We start from the raw sequence: 20105 nt of genomic DNA on the forward strand, positions 1-20105 counted from the left end.
TTCTCACCTTCCAAGAATGTGTATTGCGCAGGCACCGTGATCGAAGCCGTAGGTGCCTCCACCGGTGATGTGCGCCAGCCCGATTCGCGGACCGCGCGGCTTGTCTTTCGCGACCTGCCGTGCGCCGCAGCGGCCCTGCAACTGGCGGGTTATTTCGACGATCTGCGCGATTCCCGACGCGCCAAGCGGATGGCCCCTGCAGAGCAGACCGCCGGACGGGTTGAACGGAATCCGTCCGTTCAGCGACGTTTGACCTTCCCTGATCAAAGCCGCCCCTTCTCCGTGGCGGGCAAAACCCAGTGCTTCGTAGTACAGCAATTCGGCGATGGTGAAGGCGTCGTGACACTCGACGAGATCGATGTCGGAAGGGCCGATGCCGCAGGATTCGTAGGTCTCGTTCGCACAACGCATCGTGACCTCGGGAGTCGTCATATCCCTGCCTCCCTGCATGTAACGGCCCGACGTCAGATGCGACGCAAGAATCTTCACGGCGCCTTGCCGATTCGCAATGGGAAAGTCGGAGGCCGCAAGCACGACCGCCGATGCGCCATCGCCCAGCGGGCAGCACTGATGCAACGTCAGCGGCGAGGCCACCTGCCGACTAGCGAGCACCTCATCCACCGACATGGTGCTGCGGATCTGTGCATACGCGTTGAGCGCGCCATTCGCCCTGGCCTTGACCGCGATCTGCGCGAGATCGCGAGGCGACAAATCGAATTCGTGCATGTACCGCTGTGCGCGCATTGCGTACAGCGCCGGCATCGTCAAACCGTTCGCCGCCTCGACATCCTCATCGCCCAGATCAAGTGGGCCGCTGCCGAGACGGGTCAATTGCTCCGCTCCGACCACCACGGCACAATCCACCGCCCCCGCGGCAATCGCGAGCCAGGCGTGCCGGAATGCGCTCGCCGACGACGAGCAGGCATTTTCGAAATTCGCCGCTTCGATGCCGGTCAGCCCCGTCTCCCGTGCGATACGTTGAGCAGCCAATGGACCACCGGATACCGTTCCGCAATAAATAGCGCCGATGCGCGGTCGATCGATTCCAGCTTCATCAAGTGCCTCGATGACCGCAGGCGCGGCGAGCTGCGCAAGACTCACTTCCGGGAAACGCCCAAAGCGAACCATACCTGTGCCAGCGACGCTCACGCTCCTCAAACCGTTCGTCGCGCTCATGAACTTACCTGCCGGGGAACTTCGCCGGGTGCGGCAAAGAAGTAGATGAACTGGCTCGCTCGTTTGTTTGCTGCTTTCACTCGCAATTCGAGTTGTTGCCCCGTCTGGACAGCGCCAGCCTCCATTTCGATGCGCCCGAAGACCCTCAGACCCTCACTAAAGTCCACGTAGCCGACGGTATAGGGCGTGTCGACGCCCCTTGGTCCCATATGCACCACGCTGTGGCAGTAGAGGGTGCCGATTGTCGGCAGCGGCAACGCAACGAAGTCGCGGCCGCCGCAGTGCGGGCACACGGTGAGGACTGGATAGATGGGCGCTTCACAGCCGGAGCACCTCGCCCCGAGTAATGACCAGCCTTTCCCGCCTCTGATAACCGAGGCTGTGCTTAATCGTCTGAAACCGTTCACGCTGGCTCCCATTTCTGTTCGAGCTTCATGGTGTAGTGTGTATTACACTATAGTACTAAACGGCAGCGAGAAAGGTAGGGAAAACCCGGCATTACCGATGCGTCCGATTTCGAAGGACCGTCCGCAGTCTCGCTTGCTGGCGATTTTCGCCAACGGGGGGCAGAATGCCTTCCAGACCGATAGTTTTGGAGCTTGTGAGTGGAAATAGCGAAGGCAGGAAGGAAGAAGCCCATCTCGCGCGGAGAGACTTCCTCGACGAACGGCGTAGAGGGATATCAGCAGCGTGTTAGCAGGGAAAAGCGCGCGTTGATCCTGGAGGTTGCAATTGCAACGTTCCTGGAAAGCGGATACGACGCGGCCACGATGGATTCCATTGGCGATCGCGCGACAGTGTCATACGCGACCCTGTACAAACATTTTCCCAGCAAGGAAACGCTGTTCGTCGAAGCGGTGGACCATCTGATCCATCAGCTATTCTCGAGCTGGAAAGATCACGTCGTGCCCAACGACGTCGAACCGGGCCTGCGCGAAATTGGACGCGCATTCTGCGAGCTCGTTTCAGACGCGCGGTTGATTTCCGCGATGCGCCTGATCATTGGGCAAGCGCGAAACTTTCCCGCGGTGGGCGCCCGCTTTCAACTTGCGAAGCATTTATTCAGCGATATTACGGATGCCTGGTTGCAAAGGCGCGTTGACGAAGGCGAGCTGCGTGTTGCCGACGTGCAGCTCGCGCGCGCAGAATTCATTGGCATGCTGGGCGAGACCGTTTTTTATCCTCGCCTCATGCAAACAGACTACGCCCTGTCCGACGATCAGGTAGAACGCGTCGTCGAGAGCGCCGTTTGCACTTTCCTGGCGCGATATCGAGTCCAATGAATCGCATCGCGGCGATCCCCGCTGCGTCCCTCCCGGCGCGGGCCCACCGAACAACAATTGCAGCCGCAACCGCGATGAGACCAACATGAGCGATTCAAATGACATTCGCTTCCTGCTGACCATACAGGAAACCGGCAGCCTCGTTGCGGCAGCGAGAAAGCTTGGGCTGTCGCCGCCGGCGGTCACGCAGCGGTTGCAGCAGATCGAAAGAAAACTCGATATCCGCCTCGTCGACCGCAGCGCTCGCCGCTTACGGTTCACGGAAGAAGGAATGTTGCTGTGCCAACGCGGCGCACACCTGGTGACACAGTTCGACACGCTGTTCGAGGATTTGCGCGCACGCCGCGGTGGGCTCGTCGGCACCGTGAGAGTTCGCGCGCCACTGGGTTTCGGGCGGCGCTATCTCGCTTCCGTCGTGTCCCGCTTTCAGCAGGACAACCCCGATGTCGACATCGAGTTGACGCTCACCGATCAACCATTGACCGAGGCCGCCGACCGCTATGACATCGTGGTTCATATCGGCGATCTGCCTGCGTCGAATCTGATCGGCTATGCGATTGCGCCGAATGCACGCTTCGTGTGTGCATCCCCAGCGTTTCTGAAGCGCTTTCCGAACCCGGAAACCCCTGACGATCTGGCCGAACTGCCATGTATCGTGCTGCGAGAGAACAACGAAGACGCATCGCTCTGGCAGTTCCGCAAGGGCCGCACGGCGCGCAGTATCCGCGTGTCGTCGAAGTTGAGCTGCAACGATGGCAAGGTGATTCGCCAATGGGCGTGTGAGGGCCGTGGCGTCATTCTCCGCTCGGAATGGGACGTTGCCGGCGATATCGCGAAGGGAAACCTCGTGCGGCTGCTCCCCGCATGGAAGGCGCCCGACGCCGATGTGATCGCACTCACCAACAATCGCGCCGGATTGCCCGCACGCACCCGGCAATTCATGCAGTATCTGCAGGCACATTTTCGCCCACAGCCGCCGTGGCGGAGCTAGCCGACACCTCGAAAGACATTCAATCTTTCTGAATGATTGATTTCGTGGGACTGAATTCCCGGCGCCTGATCGAACTCTATACTTGATGCCATGAATGAACCGCTTGGAGGCCTCGCTCATGAGCAGTCCATCTTCAACGACCGGCTATCCGAAGGCGGTCCTCTTCGATCTTCTCACCGCGCTGCTCGACTCGTGGACGCTCTGGAACCGCTCCGCAGGCTCGGAGCAGGCTGGGCGTGCGTGGCGCGCCGAGTACCTACGTCTAACCTACGGTTGCGGGCGCTACGTCGCCTACGAACAGCTGGTAAAGCAGTCCGCGGTGCACGTGGGCTTGCCCGAATCCTCCGCACTCGCGCTTGAGGCAGACTGGCTTCAACTGACATCGTGGAGCGGTGCCGTCGAGGCAGTGCAACAGCTTCAACCGCATTGCAAGATCGCTATCGTAACCAACTGCTCGATACGACTTGGCCGCCAGGCGGCAGGAATCTTTCCCGTCAAATGGGATGCCGTAATCACCGCCGAAGAAGCCGGCGCATACAAACCCGACCCGACGCCCTATCGCCTGGCGCTCGACGTGCTCGGCGTGACGCCTTCGGAGGCCGTCTTCGTTGCCGGCTCGAGCTACGACATGTTCGGCACCGCCTCGGTCGGCTTGCGGACTTATTGGCACAACAGGGTTGCCCTGGCCTTGGTAGAAGGTGCGCCGCCTCCCGAAATCGAGGCGCCGACACTGGAATCACTTGTGCCCTGGTGCAGCCGGTTCCGACATTTCGGCGCACAACAAGCTGCCCAACTGAAATCATGAAACTTGATCAACTCGATACCCCTGCAGCCCTGGTCGATATCCCGCGGATGAACAGGAATATTGCGCGTATGCAGTCGCGCCTGAACGCGCTCGGCGTGAAGTTTCGCCCGCACGTGAAAACGACCAAATGTAGGGAGGTGGTGCACGCGCAACTGGCAGCCGGCGCGAACGGCATCACGGTTTCGACGCTGAAGGAAGCGGAAGCGTTCTTTGCGGCTGGCGTGACCGATATTCTCTACGCGGTCAGTATCGTGCCGTCGAAGCTGCCAAGAGCGATGGCGCTCCGACAACGGGGCTGCGATCTGAAGCTGGTGGTGGACAACACGCGCGCAGCGGTAGAAGTCGCGAGGTATTGCGCCGGGCAGAAGGAAGCCTTCGAAGTCTGGATCGAGGTGGATACAGATGGGCATCGCTCAGGGATCGCGCCGGAGCAGGATGCGTTGCTGGAGGTCGGGCGCATCCTGCATGACAGCGGCGTCAAGCTCGGCGGCGTGATGACACACGCGGGCTCCAGCTACGAGCTTCACACGCCCGATGCGCTGTCTGCGCTCGCCGAACAGGAACGCGCAGGCTGTGTTCGCGCAGCGCAACGGCTGCGTGACGCGGGCCTCCCTTGTGACGCGGTGAGCGTCGGTTCGACACCCACCGCGTTGTCCGCCGAGAAACTGGATGGCGTATCCGAGGTGCGCGCGGGTGTTTACGTCTTTTTTGATCTCGTGATGCGCAACATCGGCGTATGCTCGACCGATGACATCGCTTTGAGCGTGCTCACGACGGTCATCGGCCATCAGCCGGAAAAAGACTGGGTGATCGTGGACGCAGGCTGGATGGCGATGAGCCGCGACCGCGGGACGTCGCGGCAGACGGAAGATTTCGGATATGGTCTGCCCTGTAGTCTCGATGGCACGCCTTTGACCGACTGGGTTTTGAGCGGTGCAAACCAGGAGCACGGGATTTTATCGCCGGCTCATGAAACACAGCAAACAACGAACCTGGCGACCCGCTTTCCGATCGGAACGAAGCTGCGTATCCTGCCCAATCATGCCTGCGCAACAGGCACGCAGTTCCCGGAGTATCACGCGCTATCCGCAGATGGCGAAACAACCGTATGGAGCCGCTTTCATGGCTGGTAACGAATCGGGCACGCGATTGCCGCGCACGGAAAACCCGGTGAACCTGCGTCCCCCGGGGGGCCACTATAGTCACGTGGCGATTGCAAACGGACTGGTCTTCGTGTCGGGTCAGTTGCCGATCGACGCGCAGGGCCAAAAGCTGACCGACGCGTCGTTCGAGGCGCAGGCCGAGCAGGTGCTGGCGAATCTCAAGGTTGCGCTAGAAGGCGCAGGCAGCAGCATCGCGCAACTGGTCCAGGTTCGCGTCTATCTCGACGATATCGAGCATTGGCCGAGTTTCAATCAGATCTACGCGGATTGGGCGAGCGAGGCGCGGCCGGCACGTACAATCGTGCCGACGGGACCGCTCCACTTCGGCTTCAAGATCGAGATCGAAGCGACAGCAGTGCTATAAGGTTGCTTGTGCTCGCGGCAGAGTCACGACGTACCCGATGCGATCTTGAATTCCGAAACGACATTGTCGAGCAGCGCGGCCTGCTCCTTGAGCGACTGGGCTGCGGCTGCAGCCTGCTCGACGAGTGCCGCATTTTGCTGAGTCGTTGTGTCCATTTGCACGACCGCGCCACTCACCTGCTCGATGTCGTGACTCTGTTCCTGCGTAGCCCGGTGCAACTCAGCCATCAACCCGCTTACCGCTGAGACTGACGACACGACCTCGGTCATGATCGTGCCTGCCCTTTGCGCGAGCAGCGAACCTTGGTCGATCTTCCCGACCGTCGCATCGATCAACTGCTTGATCTCTTTTGCCGCCTGCGCACTTCGTTGAGCGAGACTTCGGACCTCACTCGCAACGACCGCAAAACCGCGCCCGAGTTCTCCAGCCCGTGCCGCCTCGACGGCGGCATTCAGCGCCAGAATGTTGGTCTGGAAGGCGATGCTCTCTATCAGGCCCACGATTTCGGCGACCTTGCTGGAATGCACCGATATGCCTTGCATCGTCCGGACGACTTCGTGAACCACCTCGCCGCCCGCAGATGCCGTTTGTGAAGCCGCCAAGGCCTGTCGACTCACGGTATCGGCAGTCTCCGCGTTCTTCTTGACGGCCCGCGTCAGCTGCGCCATGTTCGCGGCTGCAAGCTCGAGCGACGCTGCCTGTTGCTCGGTTCGCCGCGAAAGATCCGCGCTGCCGGAGGCAATCTCCTGTGCGCCGACGTTGATGGTTTCCGTGCCGCCGCGAACGCTCCGGACAGTTCGCACCAGCGCGTCCTGCATCGTCCTGACGTCCGCCATGAGCATTCCCATCTCGTTCCGATATTCGGCGAGCACATCGCCCTGAAGATTGCCTGAGGCAATGCGCGCGAGATGTGTCTTGATTTCAGCGATAGGGCTCACCACGATTCCAACGAGGATCCGCCGAGCGCCTATTCCCACGGCAAGTGCGACCACCGCCGTTGCGGCAAGCATGGCGACCATCAAATGAAAGCGCGACTGCGCCTGCGCAAAACGTTGCCGTTGCAAGTCGACGACCGCGTTCTCGCGTTCCTTCATCGCGCTCTGATAAGACGCCACCGCATCCTGTGTCGCCTTCCCCTGGAGTTCCTTGAAGTGGCCGAAATCCATTTGGCCGAGCGCGTCAGCCGCGGGCAGGATCGCCTTGTCGAGGACCGACCGGCGGCGCTCTGCCAGCTGCTTCGCCGCATCGGAGTCCGCGCCCGATTGCAGTGAAAGATATTTCGAGAATTCTAGTTCGGAATCCTTTAGATCCTGTCGCGCACCCGAGAGCAAGTCCGGCTCCGGGTCACCCAGACCATACAACGAAAGGTAGCTGTCGAGTGAAACGCGTGCGCGCTGAAGCAAGGCGTCACTGGTCTTCAGCGCGACCAGCGAACTGGTATCCACTTCATACATCGCTCTCAGCGCGTCGTTGTTCAGCTTCAGCGCCAGAATGCCCGCAGAGCTCGTCACAGCAAGGATGACGACAAACACCGAAATTACGCAGGTCAGCCCGCTTTTGATACTGAGCCCCTTGAGCATGTTTCCCCCCGATTCATGATGTGTCAAATCGACCTCTCCACACGGGCCGTGACGACCTTTTTATTAATATGAAAAGATTCCAACTGCAATAAACCACTACTCCGCCGAGTAGCGCGCGGTCCTCGTCAGAGACGCCAGACGTTCGACTGTGAAGCTGACCCGACGGCTGAGCGTTTGTCCCGCAGCAAGAACCGAAAGCCCGTGCAAGCCATCGCCGTCGCGGATGTGGCGGTGTTCCGATTGATCATTCATCACCTGGAACGAAAACGAATCGTCTTCCGGATATGCACAAAGGCGATAGCAGTCCGTGTTTCCCACGATCGCGAGAGAAAACTGTCGCGCCGGCCATTCGACCAGCGCCCTCCCTCCCCAGCCAGTGAACGCGTGGTCTACCGCCTTCGCCGGTAAAGGGTATGTCACCCCGAATTGCCACGCGAACGGAGCCGGAACGAGCCTGGGAGTCTTTCCGTTCTCTCGTGCAATCCAGATCCAGCCCGCCGGCGCGCTTATGCGGGTATCCGCGTCGCGCACCAGGGCCGGACTGACCTCGATTTCGCACGGTAGCGGCGTGTGTCCCGTATTCTCGAGTTCGACGGCGATTTCCAGTGTCGGCCCGTCAAGCTCATATGTCTGGACTGCCCTATAGCGCTCTGCGACTTCGGCTATCAAGCGGAGACATTTTTCTCCGGTCGAGTCGATTTTCCAGTCGCCCATAAGTGCAACATCGGCCAGCGGAACCCGCCGACTTGCGCCGATTGGCTGTGATCCTGACGACGTCGCCGCAGCCCGGATGTCCTGCGCCACGTTCTGAACCCAGATCGACGGTTGACACGATAGTCGACGGGGAGCAGTTCTATGCCCTCGCCGCTGCGCCTGTCGAAAGACGGGCGTCCACACGCCCCGGTCGTTCCACTCTAGTTGCGCAATCCCGCCGTGGCGCCCCGCCTCTACGTCGAGCCTCAGATAGGCATTCGAAAGCGTCGTCTGCCGATACGCCTTCCCGCCTGTGCCCTGCTCTGGCTCTCCAGGTTGCGCCGCCTTCCCGAAGCCTGGCTCTCGTAAATCCGTTTCCCGCAACTCGAGCATGTTCTCCCCTCTCGTTCGGCCAGACTGGATATCAACCTGAGACGTTCAGGTCGTCGTGACGAGATCACCGCGACCACGCTTATCCCGCCCCCGCTGCCCACCGTGCGATGGCCCGGCCGAGGTCGGCACGAAATCCCCGCCGCCCTTGCGGCGTCGGCCCGCGTGCCGCTCGATGATCCGCTGCAGCAGACAGAACACGCAGAGCAATGCGCCGATGACGATGCGCGTCCACCACGAACTCAACGTGCCGTCGAAGGTGATCAGCGTCTGGATGGTGCCGAGGATGCCGACGCCGAATAGCGAGCCAATTACGTAGCCGACCCCGCCGGTCAACAACGTTCCGCCGATCACCGTTGCAGCGATCGCATCGAGTTCCATCCCCTGTGCCTGCAGTCCGTACCCGGAAAGCACATACAACGTAAAGATCACCCCGCCCAGCGCCGAGCAGAAGCCGCTCAACGCATAGACAGCGATCTTCGTTCTTGCGACTGGCAAGCCCATAAGGAGCGCAGAGCGCTCATTGCCGCCAATTGCATAAACGTTGCGCCCGAAGCGCGTAAAGTGCGCGATGAAAATGGCGATCACGAGCGTCGCAATGCCAACCAGCGATCCGGCATTGAGGGAGCCGCCGCCGACCGGAATATTCAGAGACGCGACAGCATGGAACGTCGGCTCGTCGATCGTGATCGATTCCGTCGTAATCAGGAAGCATGCGCCGCGAGCCAGGAACATGCCCGCGAGCGTGATGATGAACGGCTGCAGGCGGAAGAAGTGAATCAGCGCTCCCATCGCCGCACCGTAGAGCGCGCCGAAAACCAGCACGATCGGCACGACGACCCAGAGGGGCCAATGCAGCCACTGCGCGCCCACAGCGCACAGTATCGTGGTCAGGGCAACCACAGCGCCGACCGACAGGTCGATGCCCCCCGACAGGATCACGAACGTCATGCCAATCGCCACGACGAGCAGAAACGCGTTGTCAACGAACAGGCCCGTCAAAACCTGCATCGAAAAGAAGCCGGTGTACATGACAGAACCAAACCCGAACAGCGCGGCGAACAGCACGATCGTTGCGACGATGGGCAGGGTTCTCGGATCGGCCAGACGACCAGTCAGCTTTCTCATGATGGACTCGTTCCGGTGGATGCGCGTTCGCGCGCCGGGGAAAGAAGATGTTTCACCTGCCTGACAACCAGCGCACGCGCAACCTCCGACTGAATGACACTCACCGCGACCACGACAATCGCCTTGACAACGAGCGTTGCTTCCGGCGGCACACCGATCGAATAGGTCGTGTAGGTCAACGTCTGGATGATCAATGCGCCGAGCACCGTGCCGCCAAGACTGAAGCGGCCGCCAAGCAACGACGTCCCGCCGAGCGTCACGGCCAGAATCGCGTCGAGTTCGAGCAACAGACCCGCATTGTTTCCATCGGCACTCCGTACGTTCGAGCTGGCGATGATCCCGGCGAGCGCCGCCATCAACCCACAGATGACATACACGCCGAAGACGATCGCGCCGGAACGCAGCCCGACCAGCCGCGTTGCGACAGGATTGACGCCAATGGAGCGGACGAAGAGTCCGAGCGCGGTGCGGTTCACCAGAAGCGCGAGCGCGAGCGTCACGACGACCGCGATCCAGACCGAGCAGGGAACCATCGCCAGATATCCATCTCCCAGCCTGAGGTAGCCAGGTGCACCGATGGGAATAATCTGGCCGCCGGTCAGCAACTGTGCAACGCCCCGCCCTGCGACCATCAATATGAGTGTGGCGATGATCGGCTGCATCCCGACGAGCGCGACAAGCAGGCCGTTCCACATCCCGGCCAACAGTCCGACGGCAATCGCCGCCCCAAGCGCCATGCCAACGCGCGACGGATCCGCCTCGAGGATGATCGCGGCGGCCGCGCCCGCAATGGCTACCGTTGCTCCGACCGAGATGTCGATGCCTCGCGTCGCGATGACGAGCGTCATGCCGAGGGAGACCATCACGAGCGGCGCAGCACGATTGAGGATGTCGATCGGCGCACCGAAAAGATGACCGTCGAGGACTGTCACAGAGAGAAAGCTTGCGCGATGCGCCACGTCCAGAAGAATCAGCAAGACGAGTGTGATGGCGGGCCAGACCAATTGATGCCGCACCAGCGCGCGAACCGGTTTCATGACTCGCCTCCTGCGATGAGTTGATACACCTGATCCTCCGAGAGGCGATCGCCCGCGATCTCGGCGACCTTGCGACGGTCGCGCAGGACAGCAATCCTGTGACTGACGCGAACCACCTCGCTCATTTCAGAAGAGATAAAGAGAATTGCGAGGCCTTTCGCGCAAAGCGAACGCACACGGTCCATGATCTCGAACTTCGCGGCGACGTCGATACCGCGCGTTGGCTCATCCATAATCAACAGTTTCGGCTCGGTCGCGAGCCAGCGGGCGAGCAGCACCTTTTGCTGGTTTCCCCCCGAGAGCAGGCCGATGGGCTGCTCTGCGTCGCGTGCCTTGATCCCGAGTTGCGCGATGTATTCATCGGCCATTTTTCTTTGGCGGGCGTAACTCAGCATGCGCCACCATCCACGTCGTGCCTGCAACGCCAGAACGATGTTTTCCCGGATCGACAATGCCGCTACGATTCCTTCTTTTTTTCGATCCTCGGGGCAATAGGCAATGCCATGTCGCACAGCGTCACGCGGCGAAGTGAGCTTCGCGCGATGTCCGTCGATCAGCATCGTCCCAGTGTCCGGGCGTTCCGCGCCGAACACCAGCCGCGCTGTTTCGGTGCGGCCAGAACCGAGCAGTCCAGCAAGGCCGACGATCTGGCCTGGACACACGTCGAGATCGACGGGACTCATCAATCCACGCCGACCCACACCCTGCATGGAAAGAAAGGGGGTTGCCGCTGCATCCGGGTGTGGTCCGTCCGATGCGCCAGCCTTCATTGCCTCATTCATGCCTTCGCGGCCAGTCATCTTTGCGACCAGCACGTCGACGGGCAAGTCCTTTGCCAGGTACTCGCCTTCTCGTGCGCCATTACGCATGACGGTGATGCGATCCGACACGGCATAGGTCTGCTCAAGAAAGTGTGTCACGAACAGAATCGCCATTCCCGATTCCTTCAAGCGGCGCAGCACAGCGAAAAGCCGCGCGACTTCGCCGTCATCGAGACTTGACGTCGGCTCGTCGAGAATGAGCACGCTCGCGTCGACGGAGACGGCGCGCGCGATTGCCACCATCTGCTGGACCGCGATCGGGTAGGAATCCAGCGAGCGCGTGACGTCAATGTAAAGATCCAGAGCGGCCAGCGCGTCCCGCGCCTGCAGGTTGATCGCTTTCCAGTCGATTGCTCCGCGCTTCTTGGGGTGCCGCCCGGCGAAGATGTTCTCCGCCACGGAAAGGTTCGGGCAGAGGTTCACTTCCTGATAGAGCGTCTGGATGCCGGCGGCTTCGGCGTCCAGCGGCGCGGTGAAGCGAACCGGCTTCCCAGCGAGGCAGATTTCGCCGCGATCGTGTGCGAATACGCCCGTGAGCACGTTGATGAGCGTTGATTTGCCCGCGCCGTTCTGGCCCATCAACGTGTGAATCTCACCGGGAAACAGCCGAAAATCGACCTGCTGCAACGCCTTGACGCCCGGGAACGTCTTGTCGATGCCGGTCATTTCGAGTATGGGTAAAGGCTTCATGATGTTCGCGAGATCCGCGGACGGCCTCGGCAGTGGTGTCGGGGACGAGCCGGCGCGCTCAGGAGTGACGCTCCCGAGCGCGCCCGTCAGCGGCTAGATATGACGTGCAGATCAGTACTTTCGGCTCGGCATGACTTGCGCTGCGACATTCATCGGGAAGATGCCTTCGTCGGTCACGATGCGCCGCGGAATCTGCTTGCCGGCCACGATGTCCTTCACCGCGGCCATCAACTGAGGACCGAGCAACGGGCTGCATTCGACGTCCACGTTGATCTTCCCGTCCACCATGGCCTGGAAGCCACCCTTTGTCGCGTCGAAGGAAACGACCGTGACATCCTTGCCCGGTTTGATGCCTGCTTCTTCCATGGCCTGGATTGCTCCGAGCGCCATATCGTCGTTATGGGCATAGACCACGTTGATCTTTTTGCCGTACGTCTTCGCAAACGCTTCCATCACCTGCTTGCCGCCCGCAAGCGTGAAGTCACCGCTTTGCGACGCGATCACCTTGAACTTCGGATCGCTCTTGATCACTTCCATCAGGCCCGCATGACGATCGTTGGCTGGCGCGGAACCGACTGTCCCTTGCAGTTCTGCGATGTTGATGGGACCCGGCTCGTTCTTGTAACGCTCCTCGAGCCAGTGGCCTGCGCGCCGCCCCTCTTCCATGAAGTCGGAGCCGATCATCGTCACGTACAGCGAGGGATCCTTTACGTCGATCGCGCGATCGGTGAGGACGACTGGAATCTTTGCACGCTTCGCCTCTTCGAGCACCGGCTCCCAGCCGGATTCGACGACAGGCGAAAACGCGATAACGTCGACCTTCTGCGCGATGAACGAGCGGATCGCCCTGATCTGGTTTTCCTGCTTCTGCTGGGCGTCCGAGAACTTCAGGTTGACGCCGGCATCCTTGGCTGCCGCTTTCACCGACACGGTGTTTGCCGTGCGCCATGCACTTTCGGCGCCAACCTGGGCGAACCCAAGCGTAATCGGCTTGCCCTGTGCGAATGCGCTTGTCCCGGCAGCAATCGCGAACGCCGCCCCCACCATCGTACGTAGTGCGATCTTTCTGACCAGCTTCATTATTCTGTCTCCGATGTACGAGTTTCTAATTACTATTTTTCGCCACAGCCTGATGCTGTTCGAATCACCGATCGAATGGATGCTTTAGCCAAAACGCAAGTATTCCGCTCCCCTGTCTCGTTAGATTTGAATTTCCGGGCAATGCCGGCTAAGGCAAGAACGTCGTCGACTCGGCCCCTTGCCTCGAGACAGCGCTCGATCAACGGGTTCGGCACAGTCTATGGAGAAGCCCGATAACCTTCCAATGAAAAATTCGCCTTCTCCGATACACGTTTTGGCATTGGTGTAAATACCTATCTGTGCCTTCGCGAATTGTCTTGCCAACCTGATCTCCAGTGGATTTCGTCCTCGCGACTATAATAATTACATAGGGATACTTATGATTAGAATCGGAGTGATCTGTCGCGTGACAAAGCGAAAGGCTGTGCGCGCGACGATCCCCGAACCACCCATCGAACCGAAATCGCGCCCTGCCAGAGCGCATAACCACGCTCTCGGTCCGACACAAAATTTTGCGCTGCACACAAAAACTGAGCAAAAAGTACAGAACCGCTGCCCAGTTTTGGCGTGGCTGGCGCGCCAGGCCGGTGCTAACTTACGCTCGCTATCTACCGGCACGCAAGCTGCACCGGCCGATAACAAACCACTCGAACTAAAACCTTCCAGGAGACGGCAGTGAAAAGGTTCCACTATTCCGCACTGTGTGCGTTGCTGGGCGCAACCCTGCCTGTCGTGTCGGTCGCGCAGTCGTGCAATGTTCCTGTCATCAAGGTGCTCGCGCAGAAAAGTCTCGGCCTTACCGTGATGGAAAAATCCTTGCCGGACTACGAGAAAAAGACCGGAACGAAGATCGAGATCAGCTATTTTGGAGAGAACGACCGCCGTGCAAAATCGCGGCTCGACGCGTCGACCGGCGCCGGCTCATACCAGGTCTACTACGTGGATGAGGCGAATGTCTCCGAGTTCGCGACGGCGGGCTGGATCGTGCCCCTGCTGAAGTACTACCCCAGGGAAGCCGACTACAACGACTTCCTGCCCGGACGCCGCGCTGTCGCGAGCTATAAGGGCGTCGCGTATTTCGCGCCGCTCATCGGCGGTTCCGACTTCCTGTTTTATCGCCGGGATATTCTCGAAAAAGCGCATATGCCGGTGCCGCGCACGCTCGACGAACTGGTTGCCGACATCAAGAAACTCAACGCGCCGCCGAACCTGTACGGCTGGGTTGCGCGAGGCCAGCGCGGCTCCGGCATGAACGTCTGGCGCTGGGCGCCGTTCATGCTCGCCGAAGGCGGCACATGGACCGACAAGCAGCAGCAACCCGCATTCAATTCACCCTCTGCCGTCAAGGCCACGCAGCTTTACACGGACCTCTTCAAGTATGCGCCGCCGGGCTCAACCACCTATGACTGGAGCAACGCACTCGAAGCATTCCGCTCTGGCAAGGTGGCGTTCATGATCGAGTCGACGCCGTTCGCCGACTGGATGGAAGACCCCACCAAGTCGAGTGTCGCCGACAAGGTCGGCTACGCGAGACCGCCCTCACCGCTGCCGTCCGCCGCTTACGGGCATGGTCTGGCCATTTCTGCAGTCGGCGCAAAGGACGAATGCGCCCGCCAGGCAGCCGGCAAGTTCATTGCGTGGGCAACGAGCAAGGAGCAGGAACAGGCGCGCCTGCGCGACAACGTGTTCAGCGACTACAACCGCACGAGCACAGTCGAAAGCGACTATTTCCAGAAGCATGTCAAACCGCAGATTCTCGCCGGGTTGAAGGATACGACGCCGGTGTCGAAGGTTACGTTCTGGCCGAGCCCCCAATGGCCGGATATCGGTGACAACCTTGGCGTGGCGCTCGAGGAGATCTTTACGGGCACCCAGAAGGACATTCAGGGCGCGCTCAACGATTCGACCCAGTACGCGGAAGATGCCATGGAGCATGCGCGCAAGTGAGGGGCACCGCGGGGACGCGCGCGAGGCGCGCGAATCCCTTCTGTGCAACGGAGCGGCGGCATGCGCTCCCGCGTATTCAAAGCTGGAGAGCTGAATGTTCAATCGCGGTAAGACTAGCCTTCCGTTCGTATTTCTGGTGCCGCCTCTCGTTGCGATGGCGGTCCTGGGATTCGTGCCTACCATCGCGGCGATCAACCTCGCGCTCCGCAATCGCGTGTTGCGCTACCCGGACAGCGAGTTCGTCTGGATGCGCAATTTCGTGCGCCTTGCTGCCGATCGGCGCTTCATCAACTCCATCGAGGTCTCGGCCATCTGGGAGGTCGTGACGGTGCTCGGCGCGGTCGCGCTCGGAATCGTCGTTGCCATTTATCTGTTCGAGCATGTGCACGGCCGGTTGCGCAATGCCATCAGTGTGCTGTTGATCATCCCTGTGCTGTTGCCACGTGTTTCTGCGGCGTTTATCTGGAAGTTCATGTACTCGCCGCTCAATGGCATTCTCAGCTGGCTGATCGGCCTCTTTGGCATCACGAACACGGCCTTTCTCTCGGACCCGGCGCTTGCGCTCTATGCGGTCGCGCTGGTCGATATCTGGCAATGGGGACTGTTCTTTTCCGTGGTGGTGCTGAAGCTCCTCGAGACGCTGCCGCCCGAGCCGCTCGAAGCCGCACGGCTCGACTATGCGAGCACATGGCAGGTTTATGCATACATCGCGCTGCCAATGCTGAAGGCGCCGATCATGAGTCTCGTGTTCATCAAGATGGTGGAATCGCTGCGCTCGTTCGACCTGATCTACGTGATGACCAAAGGCGGCCCGGGCGTATCCACCGAAACGCTGGACATGTACGCGTACTCCCAGGGAATCGGCCTCGCAGGAAAGGTGTCATACGCGTCGAGCATGGCGGTCCTGATGATGGTCGCCACGACCTTGATTTTCACGCTTATCTGGAAGCGGGTGAACAAATGGGAAGACTGATCTCCCGCAGTACGATTCTGCTACTCGGTGTAGCGCTCGCCGTCGCGGCGGTGTTCCCCGTACTCTGGGCAGTGCTCAATTCACTGAAGAACCTGCTCGATATCGTCACACCCACGCCGCGTTTCATCTTCACGCCCACTCTGGACAATTACCGGCAGGTGATTTCGAGCCCGGAGGTGCTGATCGCACTGGAGAACAGTTCGGTCATCGTGGGCACCGCGGTCATCCTGGGCACGGTGCTTGGCGTGCCAGCAGCCTATGTGATCGCGCGTTTTCACGTTCCGGCAAAACGCGACATCCAGTTCTTCCTGCTGTCGCTGCGTTTCCTGCCGCCGGTCGCGGTAGCGATTCCGCTCATCGCGATCTGGGTGGACCTCGGGCTGTATGACACGCGGTTCTCGATGATCGTCACCTATCTGCTAACGACCTTGTCCACCATCACATGGCTCTCGATACCCGTGTTCCAGCGCATGCCGCGCGAGATCGAGGAAGCCGCCACGCTCGACGGTTATGGACCTTACGCCGTGTTCTGGCGCATTGCCTTGCCGACCTGTGGCAACACACTGCTGGGCGGCATCATCTTCAGCTTCGTGCTGGTCTGGAACGAACTGATGATGGGACTTGCGCTGACGTCCTCGCGCAGCGCCACCCTGCCGGTCGTCGCATCCGCGTTTACGTCGCTCGGTCAGGAGGTGCCGTGGGGCGTGATCAACGCGTCGACAGTTCTACTCGCACTGCCGCCAATCATCTTCGTGGGCGTGCTGATTCGCCTCCTGAACTCAATGGTCAAAGGAAAATAAGGAGAATGTTGTGAAGGCACTTGTACTGGAAGAAGCTAGACGCCTGAGCCTGCGGGACATCGATTTGCCGCTTGCGATCGGGCCACGCGATGTCAAGGTTCGCATTCATACCGTTGGCGTGTGCGGAAGTGACGTGCACTACTTCACGCACGGCCGCATTGGGCCGTTCAAGGTCGAACAGCCGATGGTGCTCGGTCATGAGGCGTCGGGCACGATCGTCGAGGTGGGGGCCGAAGTCGGTCACCTGAAAGTTGGCGACCGCGTTTGCATGGAACCCGGCGTGCCGCAGTTCGATTCACGTGCCACCATGCACGGACTGTACAACCTGGACCCCGCCGTGAGGTTCTGGGCCACTCCCCCGGTGCATGGCTGCCTGACTCCGTACGTGGTGCACCCGGCCGCGTTCACTTTCCGGCTTCCGGACAACGTCTCGTTCGCGCAAGGCGCCATCGTCGAGCCCTTGTCGATCGGCCTGCAAGCAGCCACGAAGGCCGCGATGAAGCCCGGCGACGTGGCCGTCGTAATTGGTGCAGGCACCATCGGCGCGATGACGGCGCTCGCGGCGCTCGCGGGTGGCGCGTCGCGCGTGATCCTCGCCGACGTCGTGAAAGAGAAATTGCGCCATTTCGCGGGCAATCCGGCGGTGACTACTGTGAATGCCGCAGTGGAATCGCTCCAGGACGTGGTGCGCCGGGTGACCGAAGACTGGGGCGCCGATGTCGTGTTCGAAGCCTCGGGCAATGCGAAGGTCTTCGAGACGCTGCTGGACCTCGTGTGTCCGGGCGGCTGCGCGGTGCTGGTTGGCATGCCGCCAGGCCCGGTCGCGCTCGACGTGGTAGCGATGCAGGCAAAGGAGATCCGGCTCGAATCCGTGTTCCGCTACGCGAACATTTTTCCGCGGGCGCTGGCCCTCATCAGTTCGGGAATGATCGACGTGAACCCGTTCATCTCCCGAAAATTCGCATTTTCAGACGGCATCAAGGCGTTCGAGGAAGCCGCTGCTGGCCGGCCCGAGGACGTGAAGATCCAGATCGAGATGGATTGAATCATGGCGACTATCGTCTGCGAAGGGCTCATGAAGCAGTACGACGCCGGGCAACCGGTACTGCATCCACTCGACCTGCACATCGACGAAGGCGAGTTCGTCGTTCTACTGGGGCCGTCGGGATGCGGCAAGTCGACGATGCTGCGCATGATCGCCGGGCTGGAGGAGATATCGGGAGGCAATCTCTCGATCGGCGGCACTGTCGTGAACGACGTACCCGCACGCGAGCGCAATGTCGCGATGGTCTTTCAGAACTACGCGCTCTATCCGCACATGAGCGTGTACGAGAACATCGCGTTTGGCCTGCGGCGCCTCAAAACGCCGATGGCCGAGATCGACCGCCGCGTGCGCGAGGTGGCCGCCATGCTCAATCTCGATGCGCTGCTAGAGCGCAAGCCGCGCGCCATGTCGGGCGGGCAACAGCAGCGCGCTGCCATCGCCCGGGCGATGATCAAGACGCCCGCGGTCTTCCTGTTCGACGAGCCTTTGTCGAACCTCGACGCCAGGTTGCGCGCCCAGTTGCGCACCGACATCAAACGCTTGCATCAGCGCCTGAAAACGACCACGGTCTACGTGACGCACGACCAGCTCGAGGCGATGACGCTAGCCGACCGCGTCATTCTGATGCGCGGCGGACGCATCGAGCAGGAAGGCACGCCGACCGAGCTATACCGCTATCCGCGCACGATTTTTGGTGCGGGCTTTATCGGCACGCCTGCGATGAATTTTCTCGATGCCTCGGTGCAACGCACTGGCGAAAGAGTCATCGCGTCGTCTGCGGTCGGTCACTGGGAACTACGCGCAAACCGCTTTCAGCGCTTGCAGGACGGACAGGCGATCAAGCTGGCGGTTCGCCCAAATTTCGTGTGGATTCCCGATGATGTGAGAGCGGATGATGCACTCATGCCCAGCGGTGCGGTGGAGCTGGTTGAAGTGTTGGGCGCAGAAGCGCTCATTACCGTTGACTGCTCAGGCGAGCGTATCACCGCGCTTGTACCGGCGAATGCCGTGCCTCACACCGGGGATCACGTCAGACTCGCGTTGCGCGAACACGATCTGCATGTTTTCGACGTCGCGACGGGGGCTAACGTGTCGCTTGGGCTGGCAGAAGAGGCAGCTGCGGCGCCCCTACCCGACCCGCTCCTGCACGCGGCGCCCGGCGTGGGAGTACATTAGCGTGCGAGCGCGCGTGTTGGCCGCGAAGCCAGGATTCCCGTGGAGACGAGAGCAATGAATCCGGATCTCGAATTGGTCCATACCCGTCAGGACGAGTCCTTTCGGGCCTGGGTGCACGACTATCCGCATATGGTTGCGAAATGGCACTTCCACCCGGAGTACGAAGTGCATGTCATCCGTGCTTCATCGGGCAAGTTCTTCGTGGGCGACCACATCGGGGACTTCCATCCTGGCAACATCGTGCTGACGGGCCCGAATCTGCCTCATAACTGGGTGACAGACAGCGGCGGCGGCGCGAGCGTGCCGTCCCGCGACCTCGTGCTGCAGTTCTCGCGTGATGCAGTCGAAAAGATGGTCTCGGCATTCGCTGAACTCAGCCCCGCGATCGCGCTAATCGATCAGGCGTCGCGAGGTATCCAGTTTCCGGACGCACTCGGCCTCGCGATTGCCCCTGTGATGCAGGAGGTTTCAGGTGCGCACGGTGCGCGCCGCGTGATGCTGCTGATGTCGATCCTCGACCAGTTGATCGCCTGCACCAGCAGGAAACTGCTCGCCGGTCCGGCATACAACGTCAGTGCGCAGCCCTATATGTCGTCGACCATCAACCAGGTGCTGTCCTACATCCAGCAGAATCTCGCCGGCAATCTGCGTGAAGTCGACGTTGCGGAAATGTCGAGCATGAGCGTCAGCACCTTTACGCGCTTCTTCAAGCGGCATACGGGCTGCACGTTTGTGCAGTATCAGAACCGGCTGCGCCTCAACGAAGCCTGCGAACTGCTCATGTGCTCGGATCTCGGCGTGACCGATATCTGTTACCGCGTCGGATTCAATAACGTATCGAACTTCAACCGGCAGTTTCTCGCGCAAAAAGGGATTCCGCCGTCGAAATTTCGCGCGTTGCACCGGCTCAACGACGCCCCCTCACACGCTCACAAGGCAGCGGCCTGAGACCACGCCAAGGCG

The 20105-nt window shown here is 60.7% G+C and carries 19 protein-coding genes; 11 read left to right on the forward strand and 8 right to left on the reverse strand.

Translation table 11 applies throughout. The features are described 5' to 3' along the window. Positions 1-3: 3 nt before the first annotated feature. Entirely contained in the window at positions 4-1176 is a 1173-nt protein-coding gene (locus tag AB3X98_RS38625; RefSeq protein WP_083245486.1) for a thiolase family protein, read from the reverse strand. Beyond that, positions 1173-1583 (reverse strand): Zn-ribbon domain-containing OB-fold protein, encoded by a 411-nt coding sequence (locus tag AB3X98_RS38630; protein WP_176732962.1) that lies wholly within the window; start codon positions 1581-1583, stop codon positions 1173-1175. The genes AB3X98_RS38625 and AB3X98_RS38630 overlap by 4 nt, the downstream gene beginning before the upstream one ends. Positions 1584-1781: 198 nt before the next feature. Here AB3X98_RS38630 and AB3X98_RS38635 point away from each other — a divergent pair, with 198 nt between their 5' ends. The 5 genes from AB3X98_RS38635 to AB3X98_RS38655 all read left to right on the forward strand — a co-directional run bounded on the left by AB3X98_RS38635 (position 1782) and on the right by AB3X98_RS38655 (position 5782). Beyond that, positions 1782-2459, forward strand: coding sequence for a TetR/AcrR family transcriptional regulator (locus AB3X98_RS38635; RefSeq protein WP_342949997.1), 678 nt, complete (start codon positions 1782-1784; stop codon positions 2457-2459). Positions 2460-2544: 85 nt separating this feature from the next. Further along, the gene (locus tag AB3X98_RS38640; protein ID WP_368606106.1) at positions 2545-3450 is read left to right on the forward strand and encodes a LysR family transcriptional regulator; all 906 of its coding nucleotides are present in this window, start codon (positions 2545-2547) and stop codon (positions 3448-3450) included. Between the two features lie 118 nt (positions 3451-3568). After that, complete coding sequence (locus tag AB3X98_RS38645; protein WP_368606105.1) at positions 3569-4255, forward strand: HAD-IA family hydrolase; 687 nt, start codon at positions 3569-3571, stop codon at positions 4253-4255. Beyond that, positions 4252-5388: a DSD1 family PLP-dependent enzyme gene (locus tag AB3X98_RS38650; protein ID WP_069267272.1), complete on the forward strand. Its 1137-nt coding sequence runs from the start codon at positions 4252-4254 to the stop codon at positions 5386-5388. Before AB3X98_RS38645 ends, AB3X98_RS38650 begins: the two co-directional genes overlap by 4 nt. Beyond that, positions 5378-5782 (forward strand): RidA family protein, encoded by a 405-nt coding sequence (locus AB3X98_RS38655; RefSeq protein ID WP_069267273.1) that lies wholly within the window; start codon positions 5378-5380, stop codon positions 5780-5782. Before AB3X98_RS38650 ends, AB3X98_RS38655 begins: the two co-directional genes overlap by 11 nt. A 23-nt stretch (positions 5783-5805) precedes the next feature. Here the strand turns inward: AB3X98_RS38655 and AB3X98_RS38660 are convergent, their stop codons facing one another. The 6 genes from AB3X98_RS38660 to AB3X98_RS38685 all read right to left on the reverse strand — a co-directional run bounded on the left by AB3X98_RS38660 (position 5806) and on the right by AB3X98_RS38685 (position 13201). Next, on the reverse strand, positions 5806-7362 hold the full coding sequence (locus tag AB3X98_RS38660) for a methyl-accepting chemotaxis protein (RefSeq protein ID WP_368606104.1): 1557 nt from the start codon (positions 7360-7362) through the stop codon (positions 5806-5808). 96 nt (positions 7363-7458) lie between these two features. Next, positions 7459-8076, reverse strand: coding sequence for a hypothetical protein (locus tag AB3X98_RS38665; RefSeq protein ID WP_368606103.1), 618 nt, complete (start codon positions 8074-8076; stop codon positions 7459-7461). A gap of 417 nt (positions 8077-8493) precedes the next feature. Then, positions 8494-9573 carry a galactofuranose ABC transporter, permease protein YjfF gene (yjfF, locus tag AB3X98_RS38670; RefSeq protein WP_368606102.1) on the reverse strand — a complete coding sequence of 360 codons (1080 nt, stop codon included), beginning with the start codon at positions 9571-9573 and terminating at the stop codon, positions 8494-8496. Then, the gene (locus AB3X98_RS38675) at positions 9570-10610 is read right to left on the reverse strand and encodes an ABC transporter permease (RefSeq protein WP_368606101.1); all 1041 of its coding nucleotides are present in this window, start codon (positions 10608-10610) and stop codon (positions 9570-9572) included. The genes yjfF and AB3X98_RS38675 overlap by 4 nt, the downstream gene beginning before the upstream one ends. Next, a complete protein-coding gene (locus tag AB3X98_RS38680; RefSeq protein ID WP_368606100.1) occupies positions 10607-12121 on the reverse strand; it encodes a sugar ABC transporter ATP-binding protein in 1515 nt (504 codons plus the stop codon). The genes AB3X98_RS38675 and AB3X98_RS38680 overlap by 4 nt, the downstream gene beginning before the upstream one ends. A gap of 111 nt (positions 12122-12232) precedes the next feature. After that, positions 12233-13201 (reverse strand): ABC transporter substrate-binding protein, encoded by a 969-nt coding sequence (locus AB3X98_RS38685; RefSeq protein ID WP_368606099.1) that lies wholly within the window; start codon positions 13199-13201, stop codon positions 12233-12235. Between the two features lie 675 nt (positions 13202-13876). Here AB3X98_RS38685 and AB3X98_RS38690 point away from each other — a divergent pair. The 6 genes from AB3X98_RS38690 (at position 13877) to AB3X98_RS38715 (ending at position 20090) form a co-directional block, all read left to right on the forward strand. Then, positions 13877-15148 carry a sugar ABC transporter substrate-binding protein gene (locus tag AB3X98_RS38690; protein ID WP_368606098.1) on the forward strand — a complete coding sequence of 424 codons (1272 nt, stop codon included), beginning with the start codon at positions 13877-13879 and terminating at the stop codon, positions 15146-15148. A 94-nt stretch (positions 15149-15242) separates the two neighbouring features. Next, on the forward strand, positions 15243-16121 hold the full coding sequence (locus AB3X98_RS38695; protein WP_069267281.1) for a carbohydrate ABC transporter permease: 879 nt from the start codon (positions 15243-15245) through the stop codon (positions 16119-16121). After that, positions 16109-16921 (forward strand): carbohydrate ABC transporter permease, encoded by an 813-nt coding sequence (locus AB3X98_RS38700; RefSeq protein ID WP_069267282.1) that lies wholly within the window; start codon positions 16109-16111, stop codon positions 16919-16921. Before AB3X98_RS38695 ends, AB3X98_RS38700 begins: the two co-directional genes overlap by 13 nt. A 10-nt stretch (positions 16922-16931) precedes the next feature. Continuing rightward, on the forward strand, positions 16932-17966 hold the full coding sequence (locus tag AB3X98_RS38705; RefSeq protein ID WP_368606097.1) for an NAD(P)-dependent alcohol dehydrogenase: 1035 nt from the start codon (positions 16932-16934) through the stop codon (positions 17964-17966). Positions 17967-17969: 3 nt separating this feature from the next. Then, on the forward strand, positions 17970-19142 hold the full coding sequence (locus AB3X98_RS38710) for an ABC transporter ATP-binding protein (protein WP_368606096.1): 1173 nt from the start codon (positions 17970-17972) through the stop codon (positions 19140-19142). Positions 19143-19196: 54 nt separating this feature from the next. Then, positions 19197-20090, forward strand: a complete 894-nt coding sequence (locus tag AB3X98_RS38715) for a helix-turn-helix domain-containing protein (RefSeq protein WP_368606095.1) — start codon at positions 19197-19199, stop codon at positions 20088-20090. The last annotated feature ends 15 nt before the right edge of the window (positions 20091-20105 follow it).

Source organism: Paraburkholderia sp. BR14312, assembly GCF_040948675.1.
Lineage (GTDB): Bacteria > Pseudomonadota > Gammaproteobacteria > Burkholderiales > Burkholderiaceae > Paraburkholderia > Paraburkholderia nodosa_A.

What these genes read in the sequence shown, in the direction of transcription:
- AB3X98_RS38625 (WP_083245486.1), bottom strand. Translation starts at nt 1,176, where the DNA reads ATGAGCGCGACGAACGGTTTGAGGAGCGTGAGCGTCGCTGGCACAGGT.
- AB3X98_RS38655 (WP_069267273.1), top strand. Translation starts at nt 5,378, where the DNA reads ATGGCTGGTAACGAATCGGGCACGCGATTGCCGCGCACGGAAAACCCG.
- AB3X98_RS38660 (WP_368606104.1), bottom strand. Translation starts at nt 7,362, where the DNA reads ATGCTCAAGGGGCTCAGTATCAAAAGCGGGCTGACCTGCGTAATTTCG.
- AB3X98_RS38665 (WP_368606103.1), bottom strand. Translation starts at nt 8,076, where the DNA reads ATGGGCGACTGGAAAATCGACTCGACCGGAGAAAAATGTCTCCGCTTG.
- AB3X98_RS38685 (WP_368606099.1), bottom strand. Translation starts at nt 13,201, where the DNA reads ATGAAGCTGGTCAGAAAGATCGCACTACGTACGATGGTGGGGGCGGCG.
- AB3X98_RS38650 (WP_069267272.1), top strand. Translation starts at nt 4,252, where the DNA reads ATGAAACTTGATCAACTCGATACCCCTGCAGCCCTGGTCGATATCCCG.
- AB3X98_RS38680 (WP_368606100.1), bottom strand. Translation starts at nt 12,121, where the DNA reads ATGAAGCCTTTACCCATACTCGAAATGACCGGCATCGACAAGACGTTC.
- AB3X98_RS38640 (WP_368606106.1), top strand. Translation starts at nt 2,545, where the DNA reads ATGAGCGATTCAAATGACATTCGCTTCCTGCTGACCATACAGGAAACC.
- AB3X98_RS38700 (WP_069267282.1), top strand. Translation starts at nt 16,109, where the DNA reads ATGGGAAGACTGATCTCCCGCAGTACGATTCTGCTACTCGGTGTAGCG.
- AB3X98_RS38675 (WP_368606101.1), bottom strand. Translation starts at nt 10,610, where the DNA reads ATGAAACCGGTTCGCGCGCTGGTGCGGCATCAATTGGTCTGGCCCGCC.
- AB3X98_RS38695 (WP_069267281.1), top strand. Translation starts at nt 15,243, where the DNA reads ATGTTCAATCGCGGTAAGACTAGCCTTCCGTTCGTATTTCTGGTGCCG.
- AB3X98_RS38710 (WP_368606096.1), top strand. Translation starts at nt 17,970, where the DNA reads ATGGCGACTATCGTCTGCGAAGGGCTCATGAAGCAGTACGACGCCGGG.
- yjfF (WP_368606102.1), bottom strand. Translation starts at nt 9,573, where the DNA reads ATGAGAAAGCTGACTGGTCGTCTGGCCGATCCGAGAACCCTGCCCATC.
- AB3X98_RS38645 (WP_368606105.1), top strand. Translation starts at nt 3,569, where the DNA reads ATGAGCAGTCCATCTTCAACGACCGGCTATCCGAAGGCGGTCCTCTTC.
- AB3X98_RS38715 (WP_368606095.1), top strand. Translation starts at nt 19,197, where the DNA reads ATGAATCCGGATCTCGAATTGGTCCATACCCGTCAGGACGAGTCCTTT.